Origin of the sequence: Tidjanibacter massiliensis, assembly GCF_900104605.1 — a bacterium.
GTDB lineage: Bacteria > Bacteroidota > Bacteroidia > Bacteroidales > Rikenellaceae > Tidjanibacter > Tidjanibacter inops.
In genome coordinates, this window is the sequence record NZ_LT629960.1 from 775,016 (window position 1) to 794,204 (window position 19,189).

23 protein-coding genes are annotated in these 19,189 nt (G+C 55.3%); 9 read left to right on the forward strand and 14 right to left on the reverse strand.

The window, feature by feature from the left end:
- Window positions 1-201 precede the first annotated feature (201 nt).
- From BQ5361_RS04335 to BQ5361_RS04370, 8 genes are all read right to left on the reverse strand, one after another.
- Window positions 202-471 carry a type B 50S ribosomal protein L31 gene (locus BQ5361_RS04335; RefSeq protein WP_022063624.1) on the reverse strand — a complete coding sequence of 90 codons (270 nt, stop codon included), beginning with the start codon at window positions 469-471 and terminating at the stop codon, window positions 202-204.
- Window positions 472-492: 21 nt separating this feature from the next.
- Window positions 493-939, reverse strand: coding sequence for a 50S ribosomal protein L9 (rplI, locus tag BQ5361_RS04340; RefSeq protein ID WP_022063625.1), 447 nt, complete (start codon window positions 937-939; stop codon window positions 493-495).
- A gap of 20 nt (window positions 940-959) precedes the next feature.
- Entirely contained in the window at window positions 960-1,238 is a 279-nt protein-coding gene (gene rpsR / locus BQ5361_RS04345) for a 30S ribosomal protein S18 (RefSeq protein ID WP_022063626.1), read from the reverse strand.
- A 3-nt stretch (window positions 1,239-1,241) separates the two neighbouring features.
- The gene (gene rpsF / locus BQ5361_RS04350; RefSeq protein WP_022063627.1) at window positions 1,242-1,601 is read right to left on the reverse strand and encodes a 30S ribosomal protein S6; all 360 of its coding nucleotides are present in this window, start codon (window positions 1,599-1,601) and stop codon (window positions 1,242-1,244) included.
- Between the two features lie 117 nt (window positions 1,602-1,718).
- Window positions 1,719-2,162: a hypothetical protein gene (locus BQ5361_RS04355; RefSeq protein ID WP_035473889.1), complete on the reverse strand. Its 444-nt coding sequence runs from the start codon at window positions 2,160-2,162 to the stop codon at window positions 1,719-1,721.
- 205 nt (window positions 2,163-2,367) lie between these two features.
- Complete coding sequence (gene uvrA, locus BQ5361_RS04360) at window positions 2,368-5,187, reverse strand: excinuclease ABC subunit UvrA (protein ID WP_035473926.1); 2,820 nt, start codon at window positions 5,185-5,187, stop codon at window positions 2,368-2,370.
- 49 nt (window positions 5,188-5,236) lie between these two features.
- A complete protein-coding gene (locus BQ5361_RS04365) occupies window positions 5,237-6,148 on the reverse strand; it encodes a lytic transglycosylase domain-containing protein (RefSeq protein WP_022063631.1) in 912 nt (303 codons plus the stop codon).
- A 93-nt stretch (window positions 6,149-6,241) separates the two neighbouring features.
- Window positions 6,242-7,021, reverse strand: a complete 780-nt coding sequence (locus BQ5361_RS04370; protein WP_257527024.1) for a nitrilase-related carbon-nitrogen hydrolase — start codon at window positions 7,019-7,021, stop codon at window positions 6,242-6,244.
- Window positions 7,022-7,166: 145 nt separating this feature from the next.
- Here BQ5361_RS04370 and BQ5361_RS04375 point away from each other — a divergent pair, with 145 nt between their 5' ends.
- Together BQ5361_RS04375 and BQ5361_RS04380 are read left to right on the forward strand one after the other, a co-directional pair.
- On the forward strand, window positions 7,167-8,012 hold the full coding sequence (locus BQ5361_RS04375; protein ID WP_035473891.1) for a CvfB family protein: 846 nt from the start codon (window positions 7,167-7,169) through the stop codon (window positions 8,010-8,012).
- A gap of 4 nt (window positions 8,013-8,016) precedes the next feature.
- Entirely contained in the window at window positions 8,017-8,787 is a 771-nt protein-coding gene (locus tag BQ5361_RS04380; RefSeq protein ID WP_022063634.1) for a class I SAM-dependent methyltransferase, read from the forward strand.
- Window positions 8,788-8,874: 87 nt separating this feature from the next.
- On the opposite strand, the gene yajC is transcribed toward BQ5361_RS04380, so the two are convergent.
- From yajC to nusB, 3 genes are all read right to left on the reverse strand, one after another.
- Window positions 8,875-9,198, reverse strand: a complete 324-nt coding sequence (yajC, locus tag BQ5361_RS04385; RefSeq protein WP_022063635.1) for a preprotein translocase subunit YajC — start codon at window positions 9,196-9,198, stop codon at window positions 8,875-8,877.
- Window positions 9,199-9,282: 84 nt separating this feature from the next.
- Window positions 9,283-9,693 carry a DUF1573 domain-containing protein gene (locus tag BQ5361_RS04390; RefSeq protein WP_022063636.1) on the reverse strand — a complete coding sequence of 137 codons (411 nt, stop codon included), beginning with the start codon at window positions 9,691-9,693 and terminating at the stop codon, window positions 9,283-9,285.
- A 36-nt stretch (window positions 9,694-9,729) separates the two neighbouring features.
- Window positions 9,730-10,671: a transcription antitermination factor NusB gene (gene nusB, locus BQ5361_RS04395; RefSeq protein WP_022063637.1), complete on the reverse strand. Its 942-nt coding sequence runs from the start codon at window positions 10,669-10,671 to the stop codon at window positions 9,730-9,732.
- 84 nt (window positions 10,672-10,755) lie between these two features.
- Between nusB and BQ5361_RS04400 the strand changes: the two genes are divergently transcribed.
- The 4 genes from BQ5361_RS04400 (at window position 10,756) to BQ5361_RS04415 (ending at window position 13,535) form a co-directional block, all read left to right on the forward strand.
- Window positions 10,756-12,054, forward strand: coding sequence for a BaiN/RdsA family NAD(P)/FAD-dependent oxidoreductase (locus tag BQ5361_RS04400; protein ID WP_257527029.1), 1,299 nt, complete (start codon window positions 10,756-10,758; stop codon window positions 12,052-12,054).
- Window positions 12,055-12,570 (forward strand): hypothetical protein, encoded by a 516-nt coding sequence (locus BQ5361_RS04405; protein ID WP_022063639.1) that lies wholly within the window; start codon window positions 12,055-12,057, stop codon window positions 12,568-12,570.
- A gap of 4 nt (window positions 12,571-12,574) precedes the next feature.
- The gene (locus BQ5361_RS04410) at window positions 12,575-13,123 is read left to right on the forward strand and encodes a cob(I)yrinic acid a,c-diamide adenosyltransferase (protein ID WP_035473897.1); all 549 of its coding nucleotides are present in this window, start codon (window positions 12,575-12,577) and stop codon (window positions 13,121-13,123) included.
- A 190-nt stretch (window positions 13,124-13,313) separates the two neighbouring features.
- The gene (locus tag BQ5361_RS04415) at window positions 13,314-13,535 is read left to right on the forward strand and encodes a DUF2795 domain-containing protein (protein ID WP_022063641.1); all 222 of its coding nucleotides are present in this window, start codon (window positions 13,314-13,316) and stop codon (window positions 13,533-13,535) included.
- A gap of 405 nt (window positions 13,536-13,940) precedes the next feature.
- Here BQ5361_RS04415 and BQ5361_RS04420 read toward each other — a convergent pair whose 3' ends face one another.
- Both BQ5361_RS04420 and BQ5361_RS04425 read right to left on the reverse strand, forming a co-directional pair.
- Window positions 13,941-14,585 (reverse strand): glycosyltransferase family protein, encoded by a 645-nt coding sequence (locus tag BQ5361_RS04420; RefSeq protein ID WP_071424937.1) that lies wholly within the window; start codon window positions 14,583-14,585, stop codon window positions 13,941-13,943.
- Window positions 14,586-14,830: 245 nt separating this feature from the next.
- A complete protein-coding gene (locus tag BQ5361_RS04425; RefSeq protein ID WP_035473901.1) occupies window positions 14,831-15,313 on the reverse strand; it encodes a ferritin in 483 nt (160 codons plus the stop codon).
- Between the two features lie 286 nt (window positions 15,314-15,599).
- Between BQ5361_RS04425 and BQ5361_RS04430 the strand changes: the two genes are divergently transcribed.
- The 3 genes from BQ5361_RS04430 (at window position 15,600) to BQ5361_RS04440 (ending at window position 18,104) form a co-directional block, all read left to right on the forward strand.
- Window positions 15,600-16,265 (forward strand): FadR/GntR family transcriptional regulator, encoded by a 666-nt coding sequence (locus BQ5361_RS04430; RefSeq protein ID WP_257527033.1) that lies wholly within the window; start codon window positions 15,600-15,602, stop codon window positions 16,263-16,265.
- Between the two features lie 4 nt (window positions 16,266-16,269).
- On the forward strand, window positions 16,270-17,496 hold the full coding sequence (locus tag BQ5361_RS04435) for an MFS transporter (protein ID WP_052131098.1): 1,227 nt from the start codon (window positions 16,270-16,272) through the stop codon (window positions 17,494-17,496).
- A 74-nt stretch (window positions 17,497-17,570) separates the two neighbouring features.
- A complete protein-coding gene (locus tag BQ5361_RS04440; RefSeq protein WP_035473934.1) occupies window positions 17,571-18,104 on the forward strand; it encodes a methylated-DNA--[protein]-cysteine S-methyltransferase in 534 nt (177 codons plus the stop codon).
- A gap of 69 nt (window positions 18,105-18,173) precedes the next feature.
- On the opposite strand, the gene BQ5361_RS04445 is transcribed toward BQ5361_RS04440, so the two are convergent.
- Window positions 18,174-18,989, reverse strand: coding sequence for a helix-turn-helix domain-containing protein (locus BQ5361_RS04445; protein WP_257527036.1), 816 nt, complete (start codon window positions 18,987-18,989; stop codon window positions 18,174-18,176).
- Window positions 18,990-19,189: the final 200 nt, after the last annotated feature.

Below are 19,189 nucleotides of genomic sequence, written 5' to 3' on the forward strand. Positions count from 1 at the left end.
CCCATCTCCCTGAATATGGATGCAGATATCTGTCCCGACCTGCAAACGTTCCATCCTTCATCAAACGAGACGGAAACTTCTCAATCACAGCACGTCATGACGCTTCCTTTTCCTGCTCCTGCTGCTTTCCATCCCCGTCCAAAACGATTTCGGGCGCAACCGTCTTGGTTGCGCCCGAAATTATCCTTACACGCAAGGGAACTACTGTTTGTTGTTCTTCTTGTCGTAGTGTTTCTGGTAACGGCTCATGAACTTGTCCACACGGCCGGCCGTATCCACGAGCTTCATCTTACCCGTATAGAACGGATGAGAGGTATTGGAAATTTCCATCTTGTACACGGGATAGGTTTCGCCGTCTATCTCGATGGTCTCCTTCGTATTCACCGCCGAACGGGTAATGAATACATGGTCGTTGGACATATCCTTGAATGCCACCAACCGGTAATTCTTGGGATGTATATCTTTTTTCATTTTCCTCGTGTTGTCTAACTGTTACTCTTCCTGTGCAGCTACTACGGAGAAGTGAAGCGTCGCTTTCACATCCCTGTGGAGCTTGACCGTCGCTTCATACTGTCCCACCTGTTTGACGGGTTCTACGGAAATGTTCTTGCGGTCTACTTCCACACTCTGAGCGGCCATCGCTTCGGCCAGGTCTGCGGAGGTCACGGAGCCGAAGATACGCCCCTCCTCCGCCTTGGCGGTGATAACAAGCGCAAGGCCCTCTATCTTCGCTGCGAGCGCCTGTGCGTCGGCAAGTATCTTAGCGTCTTTATGGGCACGCTGTTTCAGGTTCTCGGCCAACACCTTCTTCGCCGATTCGGTAGCTACGGTCGCCAGGCCGCGCGGAAGGAGATAGTTGTTGGCGTAACCGGGCTTTACCGAAACGATGTCGTTGGCATAGCCCAAATTCTCTACGTCTTTTTTCAGAATTACTTCCATGGTCGTCTCTCCTCCTCTTATTATTTCATCAAATCGGTTACGAATGGCAGGATGGCAAGGTGACGGGCACGCTTGACGGCCTGGGCCACTTTCTTCTGGAACTTCTGCGAAGTACCGGTCAGACGGCGGGGCAGAATCTTACCCTGCTCGTTCAGAAACTTCTTGAGAAATTCCGGGTCCTTGTAATCCACATACTTGATACCTGCCTTCTTGAAACGGCAATATTTTTTCTTCCGTACATCTACCGTAACGGGATTGAGATACCTTATCTCCGACTGTTGTGCGTTAGGTGCTGCCATGGTCTATTCCTCCTCTTTCTTTTCGACTGTTTTACCGGCGAGTTTGTTCCTGCGTTTTTCCGAGTATTCCACCGCATACTTGTCCTGACGGAAAGTAAGGAAGCGGATGATACGCTCGTCGCGGCGGTACTGCGTTTCGAGAGCCTCTACGATGGGACCTTCACCCGTAAATTCGAAGAGGAAATAGTATCCGGTGGTCTTCTTCTGAATAGGATACGCGAGTTTTTTCAAGCCCCACGCCTCTTCATTCACGATTTGACCCCCGTTTTCGGTGATAACACCGCGGAATTTGCCTGCGAGCTCTTCGAGCTGCTGGTCCGAAAGGACCGGAGTGGCAATGAAAACGGATTCGTAATTGTTCATAAATGTGTTGTTTACATTAAGTATATGCAAAATGCGGGTGCAAATATAGGCATTCCATTCCGAAATACAAATACTTGCGGCTGAAAAAATCGCACGGCCCCCTCCCGTCGGGCTGCTTCAGAACCGGTACCCGAACTTGAAGGTCAGGTTATGCGAATAGAGCCTGTAGGGATAGAGATACCGCCACATATATTGATATCTCAGACCGAGATAGATGCGGTCGGCATTCCGGAGCCGGAAAGAGAGCCCCATACCGGGATTGACAAAAGCGAAAAACGGCATGCCGCTCCACGGACTGTACATTCCCCCGATGTCGAACGAAAGGTACGGTGCCACCTTTCCCGCAGGCAGTTCGGCTTCCAGCCGGGCGAAAAAGTCGGTACCGGGAAGCAAATCGCCGACGGGCGTATTCAGTCCGAATCCGAGCCCGACCGTAAAGACTTCCGACAAATGGTAGCCGTACAACACATTGCATGCGGCCAGCAGCCCACCCTCAAGAAAAAGGCTGGTCGTAGCCTCCACACCCCAACTATACCTTTTCGTACGCTCCTCGTTCACCATCAGCTAATAAGGACGTATCTGCCCCGACAACGGGAACAATGCGCACACGAACAGGACTGCGAGCAACAATCTCTTCATAATCCATCAGCCGTTAGAGGTAATACGTTCATACACTTCCAGCCACATATAACAACTTATATAAAACAGGATGGTGCGGGGCGACAAATGTCGCCCCGCACCATCCATTCCGTTTCCGTCGGGTGAGCTACCGGTCCGCGCCGAGCAGCTCCTTCAGATACTGCCCCGTATAGCTGCCCTCGGTACGGGCAACATCCTCCGGCGTACCGGACGCTATCACCCGACCGCCCCCGGCTCCCCCTTCGGGACCGATGTCGATGATGTGGTCCGCCGTCTTCACCACATCGAGATTATGCTCTATCACGATGACCGTATTGCCCCGTTCCACCAGTTTGTTGATAACCTCCAGCAACTGACGCACGTCTTCGAAATGCAGCCCCGTCGTGGGTTCGTCAAGGATATAAAGGGTACGACCCGTATCGCGTTTGGCCAGTTCGCTCGCCAGCTTGATACGCTGGCTCTCGCCGCCCGACAGCGTGGTACACGGCTGTCCCAGCTTGAGATAGCCGAGTCCCACCTCTTGAATCGCACGCAGTTTCGTATAGATACCGGGAATATGCTCAAAAAATTCGACGGCCATGTTCACGGTCATGTCGAGCACGTCGTTGATGCTTTTCCCCTTGTATTTCACCTCGAGCGTCTCCCGGTTGTAACGTTTCCCGCCGCACGCCTTGCACGTCACGTAAACATCGGGCAGGAAGTTCATTTCAATCGTCTGTACTCCGGCTCCCTTGCACTCTTCGCAGCGTCCCCCCTTCACATTGAAGGAGAAACGTCCCGCCTTGAAACCGCGTGCCTGCGCATCGGGAGTGGCCTCGAAGAGTTTGCGTATATCACCGAAAACATTGGAGTAGGTGGCCGGATTGCTCCGCGGGGTACGTCCTATCGGGGATTGGTCCACGACGACCAGCTTGTCGATATGCTCCAGCCCCTCGATGGAGTCGTATTCGAGCGGCTGGTCGAACGAACGGTAGAGCCGACGGCTGATGGCCGGACGCAGCGTATCGTTCACGATGGTGGACTTGCCGCTGCCGCTGACACCCGTCACGCATATCAGTTCGCCGAGCGGGAACTCGACCGTAACGTTTTTCAGGTTGTTGCCCCGCGCCCCTCTCAGTACGATACGGTTCCCGTTGCCTGCGCGTCTTCTGGAGGGCACTTCGATGCGGCATTCACCGTTCAGGTACCGGGCGGTGATGCTGTCGGACTTCATAATCTCCTCCGGAGTACCCTGCGCCACGATATAGCCGCCTTTCCGCCCGGCAAGCGGCCCGACGTCGATGATATGGTCGGCACTGCGTATCATCTCCTCGTCGTGCTCCACTACGATGACCGAATTGCCGGCGTCCCGGAGCTCCTGAAGGCTTCGGATGAGTTTGCGGTTGTCCCGCTGATGGAGCCCGATGCTCGGCTCGTCCAGAATATAGAGAACGTTCACCAATTTGGAACCTATCTGTGTGGCGAGCCGGATACGCTGGCTCTCGCCGCCCGATAGCGACCGCGACGAACGCGCGAGGGAAAGGTACCCCAATCCCACGTCGATAAGGAAACCGAGCCGCTCGCGTATCTCCTTGAGTATCTCGCGGGCAATGGTCAGCTCCCGTTCGGTCAGCTGCGCAGGCACATCGTCCACCCAGCGCGCGAACTCCTCGATACTCATGGCCGACACTTCGGCAATATTCCTACCCGCGATACGGAAATGCAGCGCTTCGTCTTTCAGACGTGTTCCGCCGCACACTTCGCACGGACGGCGGACAATGAACTGTCCGGCCCATTTGTTACCCCTGCCGCCGGCCGCATCGTCATCGAGCCGGGAGATGTATTCACCGATACCCTCCCAGCCCACCATACGCGTCCCGCCGTAAGAGGCGAACTCCTGCATATTGATTTTCAACGGTTCCGAGTCGCCGTTCAGGATGGCATTGATACCCTCTTCCGATATGTTCCGTATGGGTTCCTCCAGCGTGAAACCGTAACGGTGCCCCAATGCGGTAAGAATGGCGAACAGCATGTTGTTGGCATACCTGCCGAACGGTTCGATGCCTCCGGCCTTGATGGACTTGCGGGGGTCGGGAATCACTTTTTCCCGGTCGAATACCGCCACCTCGCCCAGGCCGCCGCAATGCGGACAAGCCCCCTGCGGCGAATTGAAGGAGAAGGTGTGCGGTGCAGGGTCGTTGAACGCCACTCCGCTGGTCGGACACATGAGATGACGGCTGTAATAACGCGACGTGTCCCGCTCGTAATCGTACAAGGATATCGTCCCCTTTCCCTGACGCATCGCCTCCTGCAGGCTCTTCATCAGACGCTCCCGCACTCCGTCGTTCACCACAAGACGGTCTACGACGAGGTCTATGTTATGCACCTTGTAACGGTCGAGATGCATGCCGGGCGTGATTTCCCGTATCTCTCCGTCCACACGGGCATAAATGTACCCTTTTTTGGCAAAAGCTTCGAACAGTTCCCGGTAATGCCCCTTGCGGCCGGCCACGACCGGAGCCAGCAGCGCCACTTTCCGGCCGGAGTAACCGTCCATAATCAGGTCGGCTATCTGCGCGTCGGTGTAGTGCACCATCTCCTCGCCCGTCACGGGCGAATAGGCCCGTGCAGCCCGCGCATAGAGCAGACGCAGAAAGTCGTTGATTTCGGTCACCGTCCCCACCGTCGAGCGGGGATTTTTGTTGGTGGTCTTCTGCTCGATGGCCACTACAGGACTGAGCCCCGTTATCTTGTCCACGTCGGGACGCTCCATGGCTCCGACGAACTGCCGCGCATAGGCCGACAACGTTTCCATATAACGCCGCTGCCCCTCGGCATAGATGGTGTCGAATGCGAGCGACGACTTGCCCGACCCGGACAGGCCGGTTATCACCACCAGTTTCCCGCGCGGAATATCGACGTCTATATCCTTCAGATTGTTGGCCCTCGCTCCGAGGACCGATATCATATCGTTTTCCTTCACTTCACAGCTCTCCGTTGCGCCCGCGGCCCGTTTCCTACCGCGCAGCCCTGAAATTTCTGCCGGGCACCTTGACCTTCAGGATGCGACCCTCCTTGTTGTCGTACACATAATCGCGCATCCACGGATTGAGCAACCGCAGCATCTTATAGTTCGTCCCGTAACGGCCTGCCACCTCCGGCCACTTGATGTCGCGTCCGCTCACCTCCACCGTCCGGTAATCGTCCAGCGGCCCGTAGTAATCGTCCCCACGCAGTCGGAACCCGTATGCTTCCGGGTCGGACCCCACGATTTTGAGGGAGAGGATGCGATAAAGGTACCGCATGGTCTCCTGCGGCAGAAAAGTATCGTAATAGTTTTCCGTTCCCTGAATCTCCATGCGGCGGCTCACCCCTGCATTGCCGGCGTTGTAGGCCGCCGCCGCGAGCGTCCAACTGCCGAACCGTTCATAGGCATCGCGCAGGTATGCACAGGCCGCCTCGGTCGATTTCTCGATGTCGTACCGTTCGTCTACCTGAGACCCGACGGCCAATCCGTACTCTCTACCCGTCTTGGGCATGAACTGCCACAGCCCCGCCGCCCCGGCCGGTGAAACCGTTTCCGGATTCAGAGCACTCTCGGCCATGCACAGATATTTGAAATCGTCCGGAATCCCGTTCCGCTCCAATATCGGTTCGATGACGCTGAAGTAGCGCTTCATGTTCAGCAGCGTCCGGAACGTACCGGAATGCATGTACGAGGTCACGAGCAGTTCCCGCTGAAGAGCCTCCCGGACGTCGAAATACTCCAGCGGCACCTCTTCGCCCGCAAAATCCAGCTTCTCGGGCAACGCCGGCAGAGCGATAGCCGAAAACTCCTCTCCCCCCGCCGAGACCTGCGAATAGGAGGGCTGCGAACACCCCGCGAGCAGAACCGCGCATGTCGCCGCATACAAGGTCAATCTTTTCATCGGAATCCCATTGATAAATTAAACGTGTAAAGATACGATTTTATTTCCGCAACTCTTCTGCCGCAACAGTCGGCCGAAGGAAAACGGAACGCGCTACACCGTCAGCGTAAAACGGTCGGCATCCTCCCATGCCCGGAAACGTTCTCGGTAGGCATCGAGCCGCTCGTGGTCGAGTTCGGTACGAATAACGCCCGCTTCGCCCTCCGCCAGCCTGCCCATGACATTGCCGAAGAAATCCACTGCGACGGAATGGCCGTCATAAAAGGCCGACGGGTCGCTGCCCACCCGGTTGATGCCGAGCACGTAGCACTGATTCTCGATGGCCCGCGCCCGAAGCAAGGCATCCCACGCCCCTATCCGGGCCTGCGGCCAGGATGCCGCATAGACAGCCACGTCATAATCCGACCGAGCGCGGCTCCACACGGGGAAACGAAGGTCGTAGCACACCATCGGCAGGATACGGAAACCCTTGTATTCCAATACGACCCTGGCGCATCCGGGAGCATACAGCGTATCTTCGCCGCTGAACGAAAAAAGGTGCCGTTTGTCGTACCAATCGATACGCCCGTCCGGAAAGGCGAACACGAACCGGTTGTAGGGCCGTTCTCTGCCGTCGCCTATGATAAGGCTTCCGGCCAGGGCGATACCCGTTTCGGCTGCCGTACAACGCATCCACTCCACCGAAGGCCCCTCCATCGGTTCGGCCAGAGCGGTGTCTGCAGCCATGAATCCCGTGGTGAACATCTCCGGCAGAAAGGCAATATCCGTATCGTGCAGGGCACGTACCAACCGCCCGGCTACGGCCCGATTGGCCGCAGGCTTTCCCCACTCGATATCCATCTGAAGCAATGCTGCCCGCAATACCATCTCCATGAGTTTTCCGCAAAAGTAGGGATTTATGACGACATTGACGCCGCCAGGTCCACGATACACCATTCAACTGCGACAAATAAAAATCCTCCGGCATGCGGAAATGCGGGGATTCCGGCTTAACTTTGCAAGAGATAAATCTTCAATCATGCTGCAGGCGGGAAGCTACCACACACTGACGGTAAACAGAATATCCGATTACGGACTCTACCTCGCGGACGAGGAAGGCAACGAAGTGCTGCTTCCCAACCGCTACGTGTCGCTCGCTGACCGAATTGGCGACACGAAAGAGGTGTTCGTCTATCACGATACCGAAAACCGGCTGACCGCCACGACCGAACGCCCCTATGCAGCTGCGGGCGAAACGGCTTTTCTCGAAGTGGTGGACAAGAACCTGCACGGCGCATTCCTCGCATGGGGAATAACGGCCAAGGACCTCTTCGTACCCAACTCCAACCAGTCCTTCCGAATGGAACCGGGCAAGCGATACGTGGTATTCGTCTACCGCGACAACCTTTCGGGTCGGGTAGTCGCCACCACGAAACTCAACGGCTTCATCTCCAACGAATCCGTTTCCGTCCGTCCGCGGCAGCGGGTGGATATCCTGGTGGCCCGCCGCATTCCGGTCGGTTACCGGGTCGTCATCGAAAACCGCCATTGGGGCGTATTGTACGACAACCAACTGTTCCGCCCGATACACATCGGCGACAGACTCGAAGGATATGTGAACCGCATCACGGAGGAGGGCCGAATCGACATCAGCCTGCAACGGCAGGGATTCGATGAGGTGAAGGATGCGGCCCGCCGGCTTGCACTCCTCATCGACGAAGCGGGAGGCACCCTCCCCCTGCACGACAAAAGTTCCCCGGAAAAGGTGGCCACCGTCACGGGCATGAGCAAAAAGGTGTTCAAGCGGGCGCTCGGCCACCTGCTGAGCCACGGAGCGGTGTATACAGAGGATGGAACGATAAAGGCAATAAAAAAGAAAGGATGACACAATGGCCATACAGAGCGCAGAGCGGGTATCTCAAACGGATGCATCCGACAACTACGTTTTCCAGCGTTCCATGCTGGCCTACTGCAAGGCAGCGGAAATAGTCCACGGCAACGTACTGGAAATAGGAACCGGAAGCGGATACGGCGTATCCGTCATTGCACCGCATGCCGACAGATTCACCACCATAGACAAGACACCTCCCCCGGCCGGCATCCTGCCGGAAGGCGGCAATGTCGAGTTCTGCCGGATGAAGGCGCCTCCCCTAAAGGGAATACAATCGGGCTGCATGGATTTCGTTCTCTGCTTTCAGGTCATCGAACACATCAGAGACGACTTCGGTACAATAAACGAAATCCGGCGGGTACTCCGACCGGGCGGCAAACTGATAATCACGACTCCCAACAAGGAGATGTCGCTCACGCGCAATCCGTGGCATCTGCGGGAGTACACCGTAGACGAATTCAAGGGACTCATCGGCTGCTACTTCGACGATTACGAGCCGCTCGGCATATACGGCAACGGAAAAGTCATGCAATATTACGAGAACAACCGACAGTCGGTGGAACGCATCATGAAGTTCGACATTCTCAAATTGCAGCAGCACCTGCCCCGATGGATGCTCCGCCTGCCGTACGACATCATGAACCGGCTGAACCGTCGGAAACTCTTGAAAGCCGACCACGAACTGACGAGTTCCATCTGCACCAGTGACTATTTTCTCAAGAAAGCCGACGACAAATGTTTCGACATGTTTTTCGTCGCCACGAAATAACGGCACGGATGCCTGTCCGCAGGAAAAGCACGGCCGGATAAGTTCACTTATCCGGCCGTGCTGCATATCGTCTGTAACGGACGACGGCTACTTCTGCGGCTGGGGCAGGTCCGTCGGGTCTTTCATAATCATATTCTTATCTACGCGGATGTGGACGTTGTTGTCGATTTCCATCAGTACGTAAGCCTCCTTCACCTCCTTTATCTTGCCGTAAATACCGCCGGCGGTGATGACTTTCTGCCCCACCTCGAGCGAATTGCGGAAATTGTTCAGCTCTTTCTGCCGTTTCTGCTGCGGACGTATCATAAAGAACCACATCACGACAAATATCAGAACCATCATTATGATGAAACTGAGACCGCTGCCTCCCTGTGCGGCAGCCTGCTGCAAATAAATCATGTTTAAACTCATCGTCGTATCCTTACTATATTAAAATGTTGTTCTGCAAATGTAAGCCTTTTCAGTGAAATTACAAGACGGAACGTCTATTTTTCCCTATTCGATGACTGCCTCCAGATAGAATACCAGCGGTTCGCGACGTAACGTGGTAGTCAGCGCCACCCTCTTCAGCAGGTATCCCCGGTAGCCGCGCGAATCGAACGATACACCGAGCGGCGCATACTCACCAGGCGCAACGGGCCGGCGGTCGTATTCGGACACGATACATCCGCAATCGGACTCCGCACTGCTGACGACGAACGGTACATTGCCGCTATTCTTCACGGAAAACTCCTTCACGATGCGTTCTCCTTCCCGAAGCCTGCCCAAATCGAACGTATCCCTGCGGAGAGAGAGAATGGACGAATCGGAGACTTCCAGCACCGTACCCGGAAGATGAGTCGCAGCTCCACGAGAACGGCAGGAGAAACAGCAGGCCGCAAGGCCTCCGGCTAAAAGCAATGCCATGTATCTCCTCCCCACTTTCATCGCGCCGCTGTCCGCTCACTCCATCAGCCCGCGGCCGGTTTTGTTTATCTTTCCCTCACTGCGGAGCGACTCGACAATCCGGTCGAGCACGCCGTTGATGAAGAGACTACTGCCCGGCGTACTGTAATATTTGGCTATTTCGATATACTCGTCCAGCGTCACTTTGACCGGTATGGAATCAAATCCGACAATCTCGGCCACGGCACATGCGAGGATGATGTTGTCGAGGAACGCAATACGCTCCACATCCCAGTTGGTAGTAAACTTCTCGATATACTCCTGATACTCGTCGAAATGCACGACCGTCTTACGGAACAGCTCTTTCGTGAAGGAAAGGTCGTCCTCGCTCTTATATTCACGCCGGATGGGCAGGTCGTCCTGCTTCTCCCGGCAGTTCTCCAGGGTACGTACCACCATGATAAGGGCGAAATCTATGTCGTCGCACCACAGGATGGACTGCTCCTCCACGACAGACTCCAACATATCGTTGTTCTGTACCGTCTCGATGTAGAAGTCTTCCACCACGGTCCGGTCGCTTGCATAACCATGGGTCGGCAACTGCATGTAACGCTTGTAGTATTCGCTTTCGGACATCAGGGTGTAGAGGTGTTTAATGAGCTCCGGATACTGGTTCCACCCCAGCGCCGCTTTTTCAAGCCGTGCATTGAGCGCCGCGCTCTCTTCTATCTGGGCTATCACCCCATTCTCGACGAAACTCAGATTCGGATGCAGGTCGGAATAGGTGGGCAGCTTCTTGTTGCGCCCGAGCTCAATCCGCTCCTCCGCATAGACCTTCACGTCCGCCACGAGACGGAGCATCTGAAAATAAAGGTCATAGGCCTTGTCTATGCTGCCGACGAGATTCTTCTCCGACGTTATCATGGAGTCGCATCCCGACTTGAAATGCGAATAAAGGGCCTTTATAACTTTTATCCTCAGGAACCTGCGGCTGAACATATCTCTATCGTGGTTTCGTTTAGCGTCGGCAAAGATAATCATTTTTCCATGCAACGGATAAATAACCGCCGCCGATAAGACGTTTTGTGGACAAGAGGCTATCTTTGCGTAAAATTAGACGGACATATGGAATACGACCTCATCATAATCGGCGGCGGGGCTGCCGGACTCATGGCGGCAGGTACCGCCGCCTCGGCCGGAGCGAAAGTAGTCCTGCTGGAAAAAATGGAGAAACCCGCACGCAAAGTACGCATCACGGGCAAGGGACGCTGCAACCTGACGAATATCAGACCCGCCGAAGAGTTCCTCGCAAAGATACAGGCCAACCAGGAGTTCTTCGCCCCTGCCTATGCGGAGTTCGACAACAGGGCACTCGTAAAATTCTTCGAGAGGCTCGGGGTACGGCTCTCCACCGAACAGGGCGGACGCGTATTCCCCAAAAGCGGCAAGGCATGGGATATCGCCGAAGCACTCGTGGAGTGGTGTCGGGAGGCGGGCGTGGAGATAATCTGTCATGCGGCCGTCTGCGAGATACTGCTGCTCGGCAACCGGGTGCGCGGCGTCAATTACAAGACGAAAAAGGGATTCCTCCGACGGGCGGAAGCCCCGGCCGTCGTTCTCTGTACGGGAGGCGCCTCCTACCCGGCCACAGGTTCCACGGGTGACGGATACGCTCTGGCCCATGCCCTCGGGCATACCATCGAACCCATCCGGCCATCGCTCGTCCCGCTGGAGACCTCCATGCCCGACCGGGAGTTTCTGTACGGACTACATCTGCGGAACATATCCGCCAAACTTCTTCTGGACGGAACGGCCGTCGCAGAGGAGTTCGGGGAGATGTCCTTTTCGCCGCGCGGCGTAGAGGGGGCCGTCGTACTGCGCATGAGCCGGACAGCCGTAGATGCCCTGATAGAGGGGCACCGGGTAGAGCTGTCTGTCGACCTCAAACCGGCGCTGGACGAGGCCACCCTGCGTGAACGTATCGGACGGGAGACCGGCGAGCTCGGTCCGGAAGCCCCGATGGCCGACCTGCTGCGCCGGCTCGTCCCGAAAGAACTGGTGATGCCGATAGCCAAAGCCGTCGGCGGACATCCGAAACGGCTCCTTCGGCAGGCCGCTCCGGAGATGGCGGAAACATTGATAAGGACACTGAAGGATTTCCGCATTCCTGTCAGCGACTACCGCCCGTTCGAAGAGGCCATAGTTACCGCAGGTGGCATAACGGTCAGTGAAGTCAATCCCGCCACGATGGAGTCGAGGCTGGTACGGGGATTGTATTTCGCAGGGGAAGTGCTCGACCTCGACGCCAACACCGGCGGTTACAACCTCCAGATAGCCTTCTCCACAGGCCGTCTGGCCGGCCGGCTTAAACACGAGGAATAGATGCCAGGAGCGAGAGACTACATCTTCAACGCTTTCATGCACGCAGCCTCCTGTTGCCGGCTACGCCATTTCCGGGGACATGGCGTTCACTCGCCTTTTGCCTACGGTTTGGTTCGGAATATCTACATGAAACGCCGGCACCTCCCTGCAAAAGGCAGCGTCTATTCGGCTCTCAGGGAACATGGCGGTACCGTACGGCAGGCCAGCCTGATACAGGCTCTATACGACTATCTGGTATGCCGGCAATGCTGCATAGACGCAGAACCTGTCGCGGAAAGCCCCGCAAGGGAAGACGGAGGAAGTATGGAGGTTTTCACGACGGCGACGACCGTCGGCAATGAAACGCTGCCCGCCCCCGGGCACATCGTCTGCCTGCTCTCTCCTGCCAAAGGAAAAGCTCGTTACCGCGGGTGTATGAAGGCGGTAAGCAACCACAGAGGAATGAGCATCGATTGTCGGACAGTCATCTTTCTTTTCGGTTCCGACGGCCTGAACAATGAACACATAAAACTCTGAAACGATGAAAATATATACCAAAGGCGGCGACCAAGGGAGTACCTCCCTCATCGGCGGAGAACGCGTCCCGAAATACGACGTCCGGGTGGAGGCCTACGGTTCCATCGACGAACTCTCCGCCCAGACGGCCATGCTCCGGGACATGTTGAACGGTGAGGACGTTACACAGTTCGACGACGACCTGATTGTCATATCGAGACTGCTGATGCACACCGAATCGCTGATGGCCCTTGGGCATGGCAGCGAAGATAAGGTAAAAGACCTCAACGGCGCTGACATCGGATTTCTCGAAAAACGAATCGACGAAATCAGCGCCGTCCTGCCGCCGATAGAGCGGTTCACCCTGCCGGGCGGACACATCGTCGTATCGCAGGCCCACATCTGCCGTACCGTCTGCCGCAGGGCCGAACGCCAGGCCTGTCGCGCTGCCGCGCAGTACCCCATCTCTTCCAATGCGCTCATGTTCCTGAACAGACTGTCGGACTACTTTTACGTACTCGGACGAAGACTCGCCATGCTCCTCGGCGCAGAGGAAATCCTGTGGGAACCCTGAAGGCCGGCGACAAATGCCCTCTTTACCGGACAGACGCGCAATAAGCCTCCGGGCAAATACGTTACGATAAGGCATAAGACAAAAGCCAAGAAAATCAGTGCCCATTGATGAGAGGGAGTTGCATATTGAAAATTTTTTTATACATTCGCATCCTTGTAGGATTGAGTGACAACTTAAATACAGGCAAATTATGTATTGGACATTAGAACTCGCATCCAAATTGGAAGATGCGCCGTGGCCTGCCACAAAAGACGAATTGATAGATTACGCGGTCCGTTCCGGCGCTCCGCTTGAAGTCATAGAGAACCTGAACGAGATTGAGGACGAGGGCGACATCTACGAAAGCATCGAAGACATCTGGCCTGACTACCCCAGCAAAGACGACTTCTTCTTCAACGAGGAGGAATATTGATTATATAAAGCTGACACTTGCTCGTTGATTGGCAGAGAAACGAACAAATGTGCCCGACACAGTGTGTCGGGCACATTTTATTTAGGCAGTTTCACGACTACGAAGCTAACGAACAAGTACATAATTAAGACGGCGCAAAAAGCCTTCCAAAAGCCGACAGGGCTATCGGGCTGTACAAAGCACCCGCTACAAGCGTCACCGGAAGACATATCCCATCACACGTCATCGGCAGGATTTAAGATATCGGTGCATTTTTGTAAAAGCGCATGATTTCGGCACATCGAACACACAGGCAGCTAATTGACGTGTTTTCGGTAAATATGTATGATACGGAATCGAGGCAGGCAGGAAGCACTTGCCATTGAGGGCGTAAACGGGGAGACGGAGGATATTGATATAGTTGAGTTACTCCTCAAAACACTTGGAAAAGGAGAAATTCTTCCGTATGGCATCGGAAATATCGTAGTCATCGAGTTGGCCAAATTCGATGTCCGACACCCGGACATTGGTATGCCGCTCTGCCGGATGGGCCAACGTCAGGTTTCTGCCGTAATTCTCCCGAACATTGTGTCTGGTCAGGAATGTGAAATATTCGGCTCCTTTATTCGATGCGAGCAGACATGGAAAGCCCGCAGCACCGGCTTCGAGAAGAACTTGCCCGACTCCTGCAACAAAAAGGTATCTGTCCGCATTCTTTTTCAGAAATTCCCTTGTGTTGATGGCTCCGGGTGCAAACACGTCGGGGCGCAGGGTATATCGGCGTTTCAGTCTCTTGGTCATGGAGCTGTTCTCAGACATCCCCGCAATCTCGAAAGGAATATTGCGGGTGGCACAGAACTCGATGGCTGCACACAGTCGCATGAACTTGTCTTTCTGCAGTCGGCTTATGATAAGAGCCTTACGCTGACCGCAATAGTTCCACACCGGCACTCCGGCATCTATTCCGTTGGGCAAAGTCAGATGGTATCCGAGATTTGCGTAATCAATGGTGAACAGACGGTCAGAAATGACTATTCTGTAATTCAAACTCTGGAGCCTCGATGTATCCATCCCGATAATTTCACCGTGTACGACGCAGCCATGGGTATAGACAGTAAGGGACACGAGCTATGGAATGACTTAAACTTTCGTTTTCTGAAATTCTTTTTAGCAACAGGTGCCGGTGCCGCCAATTATTCGCCGGCGGCCTCCGGCAACATACGCAACCGTTGCTGCGCGATTTTCTTCCGGGAAAAAGGAAGGGCGGCCCGAAAAGCCGCCCTTTATCCCTTTCGTTCCGACGGAAACGGATACCGCTACCTTTTGGCAAGGTCGTGGTCTACACAGTAGAGACCGTGCACGCCGAATACATTGAACTTGTCGAGAATGGCCTGTGCATTCTCCTCCTCCTCGACCTGTTCGTTCACGAACCACCGGAGGAACTCCTGCGTAGCCTTGTCGTTTTCGGCTATCGCCACGTCCATCAGATTATCGATAAGTTCCGAAACATGGCATTCGTGTTTGTACACATGCTCGAACACGGCCTTGGGTTCCGCCCAGGTACCGGGAACGGCGTCTATCGAGCTTATCTTCATCTCTCCGCCGCGCGTAACGCCGAACTCGATGAGTTTGTTGGCATGCTCCAGCTCCTCTTCGGCCTGTTTCTTCATCCAATGAGCGCAGCCGGCCAACCCCATGCTCTGGAAATAGATTGCCATCGACGAGTAAAGGTTCGCAGACCACATCTCCGCCTTTATCTGTTCATTGAACGCATCGGTAAGTCTTTTCGTAAATTTCATAACGCTCTGTTTTATGATTGATAACTTTTTCCGGGACAAATATAATGAACATTACCAGAACATGTCCGCCGGTTGAAATAATCATTTTTTATACGCCTATCACATCCTTTTATATTCCGGCCGTTCCGAACAATACTCCGTCATTTACCAAACGCACTACTACCGACAGTCCCCCGAACGAAGCCTTTTCGGAGGCGACCTGCGGCCGGGTCATCCAGCGGCAAAAAACGAACGAACAAAACATCTTTCCCGGAAAAGCGTTACCTTTGCACAAACATCAGATGATATGATGATGGAGAATCCGGCCATACGGAAAAAATCGCTGGCTGAAGAGTTGGCGGCACGACTCCAGGAACAGATTGCCGCAGGCATTTTCGGCATCGGAGAGAAACTTCCCCCCGAACCGGAACTGATGCGCATCTTCGGAGTCAGCCGTTCCACGGTACGCGAAGCCGTCCGGATACTCTCCGACATGGGGCTCCTCCGGGTACGTCAGGGAGCCGGGACATTCGTCGTAAGCCGGAACGCACCGGACCTCATGACGCAGCGCCTGAAACGGGCCGACATCCGGGAGCTGGACGAAGTACGGCGAATCCTCGAAGCGGCCATCGTCGAAAAGGCCGCTGAAAGGTATACGGAGCAGGATGCCTTCAGAATGAAGGCCTACCTGTCCGAACGGAAAGAGGCGGCCGAAACGGGCCGGCTAGAACAGTGCATAGACGCCGACGTGAACTTCCACGCGACTATAGCCGAAGCGACGCATAACGAAATTCTGAGCGGACTCTACCGGGCGACCGCAATCCATCTGCGGGACGGCTTCAAACGTATCTATGCGGATACGGGCTACCTGCTCGCATCGCAGCCCTCCCACGACCGGCTGGCCGCCTTCATCCTGGCACACGACACCCGAAACGCTCTGAAAACGATACGTATCATTCTGGAGGAACCGTAATGCCATGAATCCCGCAACCAGACATCTTTCCGCTCCGGCATGTGCACCGACAGGGAGCGCTACCGTGTACCCGATACTCTTCATGGTCAGCACCGCACACCTGCTCAACGACATGATGCAATCGGTAATACCGGCTGTCTACCCTCTCCTCAAAGATAATTTCGGCTTCACCTTCACCCAGATAGGCATCATCACGCTGGTGTTTCAGATGACCTCCTCGCTCCTGCAGCCCCTCATGGGACGTTACGCCGACCTGCACCCGAGACCCTACTCGCTGGCTGTGGGGATGTGCTTCACCCTCACCGGACTGCTCACGCTCGCAACGGCACACGGCTTTCTCTCCATCCTGCTCGCCGTCGCGCTTATCGGTTGGGGTTCGTCGGTCTTCCATCCCGAATCGTCGCGCGTCGCCCAACTCGCCTCGGGCGGGCGGAAAGGGTTGGCCCAATCCATCTTTCAGGTCGGCGGCAATGCGGGGAGCGCCATGGGACCGCTGTTGGCCGCACTCATCGTCATTCCCTTCGGGCAAACCTCCATCGGATGGTTCGCCCTCGCCGCTTTGCTCGCCATTCTGCTGCTGAAACGCATCGGCGACTGGTACAAGGGAGAACTCGCGGCCGCACCGTACCGTACGGCGGCTACGGCATCCCGGCCATACGAACTGCCCAAACGGAAAGTACGCACCGCCATGGTCATCCTGACGGTACTCGTATTCTCCAAATACTTCTATATTGCCTGCATGACGAACTACTTCACCTTCTTTCTCATGGACAAGTTCGCCGTTTCGGTACAGGATGCACAATACTGCCTGTTCGGGTTCCTCGCCGCATCGGCGGCAGGCACGGTCATCGGCGGCCCGCTGGGCGACCGTTTCGGAAGAAAGTATGTGATATGGGGCTCCATTCTGGGAGCAGCCCCCTTCGCCCTGCTGCTGCCCTATGCCAATCTGTCCGGGACAATCGCGCTTGCGGTCATCATCGGGTTCGTCATCTCATCGGCTTTCTCGGCCATCCTCGTCTATGCGACCGACCTGATGCCCGGCAAGGTAGGACTGGTGTCCGGCATCTTCTTCGGACTCATGTTCGGACTGGGCGGCATCGGTTCCGCCTTCTTCGGGTGGCTCGCCGACCGGACGAATATCGAATTCATCTTCCGCGTCAGTACCCTGCTGCCGTTGCTCGGCGTCATCACCGGCTTCCTGCCGAACATCGAAAAGAGACGCAAACCATGAACAAAACACAAACAAATAAGACTGCCATGACGAAAACCGATTTCACACCGACAACACCACCCTTGGCCCGGCCCGTGCACTATACCTGCCGCTATCAATCACCGCTGGGAGGCATCATGATTGCCGCCGACAGCGAAGGGCTGACCGGTCTTTGGTTCGACGGACAGAAATATTTTGCCGCTACGCTCTCCCCTGCCTGCGAATCCCGGCCTCTGCCGCTTTTTGAAGAGACGAGGAGGTGGCTCGACCTCTATTTCAGCGGGAAGAATCCCGGATACCTGCCGCCGCTCCACCTCACAGGGACGCCTTTCCGCATGGCCGTATGGGAAATCCTGTGCAGTATCCCGTACGGACAGACCGTTACGTACGGTGAAATCGCCCGGAAGGTCGCACGGCAAAACGGAAAGACCGCCCTGTCGGCGCAAGCCGTAGGCAACGCGGTGGGGCACAATCCGGTCAGCATCATCGTACCCTGCCACCGGGTCATAGGCAGCAACGGCAGCCTGACGGGTTATGCAGGCGGTATTGCACGGAAAACGGCGCTTCTTACACTCGAACAGGCGGATTTGACCGGAACCTTCGTTCCCCGCAAAGGTACTGCCCTGTAAACCGGACAGCTCCGCTTCCGGCTGCCCGGCCGTCGAGAAAATACTCGCAGCGACCGCAATGAGAAAGGGCTATGCGGGCTGGTCGCCGGAAGCCGTAGTCAGATATATCGAATCTCTGTATTCCGAAGGCGACATGCCGGTCTGGCGGCGAAAATAACGGCTGAGTGCCGACTGGTTCCGGAAGCCGAGCTCCTTGACCAGCTCTTTGATATCGACATTGGCGTTACGGAGCAGGGCCTTCATCTCGATGATGACGAAATCGGCGATGCACTGCCGCGCCGAACGTCCCGTCACCTGCGTCGCTATCAAGGTCAGGTACTTGGGCGTTATGCACAGCTTGTCGGCATAGAACGAAACTTCGCGGGCCGTCTTGTAATACTCGGCGATAAGCATCGAGAAGTTGAAGATAATCTGCTCCTTATGGGTGAAATTATACAGTTTGTGCACCTGTGGATTCTCCCGGTAATCGACATACAAATCCCAGAAGAAGGAGCGCAGCAGATGGATGGAGGTTTCCCGTCTGTATGCGGGCTTCTTATGCTCCATCCTGAAGTTCAGCGAATCGCACCATAAATTATAACGCCGCACTTCGTTTTCCGTAAAATGGAAACAGAAATGTTTCCGCATATAGAAGTAGAAATCGGGCGTCATCCGGCATACACCGCTCATGATATCCATGAAAAGCACCCGGTCCACCTTGAAAAACCGCATGGAAAAATCGGCGCTCCTGTCGTGCAGCGACGCGAACTGCAGGGGCAGTATCACGACCATGTCGTCGCAGTACACCCGACTCGAATAGTCGAACAGTTCGATGACGGCACTTCCGCCGGTGCAGAGTCCGACCATCCCCTCGGCCAGATAGGTCGGTTCAGTACCTATGGGCAACCGCGAAAGGTCCTCTAAAATAATATGGGAAGTATGAGTGGCAACACGTTTATCAATACCGGAATTCATAGGTTAAGTTAGGTCAGGTCAGGGAAAGGTTTTACGGTATAATGATGTAAAGGTAAATATTTGATATGCCCCTTTTGGAATCTTCTCCCAAAATGGACGCTATATTAGAAATAAAGACAACAAATACGTTC

What these genes read in the sequence shown, in the direction of transcription:
- rpsR (WP_022063626.1), bottom strand. Translation starts at nt 1,238, where the DNA reads ATGGCAGCACCTAACGCACAACAGTCGGAGATAAGGTATCTCAATCCC.
- uvrA (WP_035473926.1), bottom strand. Translation starts at nt 5,187, where the DNA reads ATGATATCGGTCCTCGGAGCGAGGGCCAACAATCTGAAGGATATAGAC.
- BQ5361_RS04390 (WP_022063636.1), bottom strand. Translation starts at nt 9,693, where the DNA reads ATGGCATTGCTTTTAGCCGGAGGCCTTGCGGCCTGCTGTTTCTCCTGC.
- BQ5361_RS04365 (WP_022063631.1), bottom strand. Translation starts at nt 6,148, where the DNA reads ATGAAAAGATTGACCTTGTATGCGGCGACATGCGCGGTTCTGCTCGCG.
- BQ5361_RS04380 (WP_022063634.1), top strand. Translation starts at nt 8,017, where the DNA reads ATGGCCATACAGAGCGCAGAGCGGGTATCTCAAACGGATGCATCCGAC.
- yajC (WP_022063635.1), bottom strand. Translation starts at nt 9,198, where the DNA reads ATGAGTTTAAACATGATTTATTTGCAGCAGGCTGCCGCACAGGGAGGC.
- BQ5361_RS04430 (WP_257527033.1), top strand. Translation starts at nt 15,600, where the DNA reads ATGATGATGGAGAATCCGGCCATACGGAAAAAATCGCTGGCTGAAGAG.
- nusB (WP_022063637.1), bottom strand. Translation starts at nt 10,671, where the DNA reads ATGTTCAGCCGCAGGTTCCTGAGGATAAAAGTTATAAAGGCCCTTTAT.
- BQ5361_RS04370 (WP_257527024.1), bottom strand. Translation starts at nt 7,021, where the DNA reads ATGGAGATGGTATTGCGGGCAGCATTGCTTCAGATGGATATCGAGTGG.
- BQ5361_RS04405 (WP_022063639.1), top strand. Translation starts at nt 12,055, where the DNA reads ATGCCAGGAGCGAGAGACTACATCTTCAACGCTTTCATGCACGCAGCC.
- BQ5361_RS04425 (WP_035473901.1), bottom strand. Translation starts at nt 15,313, where the DNA reads ATGAAATTTACGAAAAGACTTACCGATGCGTTCAATGAACAGATAAAG.
- BQ5361_RS04420 (WP_071424937.1), bottom strand. Translation starts at nt 14,585, where the DNA reads ATGGATACATCGAGGCTCCAGAGTTTGAATTACAGAATAGTCATTTCT.
- BQ5361_RS04355 (WP_035473889.1), bottom strand. Translation starts at nt 2,162, where the DNA reads ATGGTGAACGAGGAGCGTACGAAAAGGTATAGTTGGGGTGTGGAGGCT.
- BQ5361_RS04335 (WP_022063624.1), bottom strand. Translation starts at nt 471, where the DNA reads ATGAAAAAAGATATACATCCCAAGAATTACCGGTTGGTGGCATTCAAG.
- BQ5361_RS04375 (WP_035473891.1), top strand. Translation starts at nt 7,167, where the DNA reads ATGCTGCAGGCGGGAAGCTACCACACACTGACGGTAAACAGAATATCC.
- BQ5361_RS04435 (WP_052131098.1), top strand. Translation starts at nt 16,270, where the DNA reads ATGAATCCCGCAACCAGACATCTTTCCGCTCCGGCATGTGCACCGACA.
- rpsF (WP_022063627.1), bottom strand. Translation starts at nt 1,601, where the DNA reads ATGAACAATTACGAATCCGTTTTCATTGCCACTCCGGTCCTTTCGGAC.
- BQ5361_RS04410 (WP_035473897.1), top strand. Translation starts at nt 12,575, where the DNA reads ATGAAAATATATACCAAAGGCGGCGACCAAGGGAGTACCTCCCTCATC.
- BQ5361_RS04415 (WP_022063641.1), top strand. Translation starts at nt 13,314, where the DNA reads ATGTATTGGACATTAGAACTCGCATCCAAATTGGAAGATGCGCCGTGG.
- rplI (WP_022063625.1), bottom strand. Translation starts at nt 939, where the DNA reads ATGGAAGTAATTCTGAAAAAAGACGTAGAGAATTTGGGCTATGCCAAC.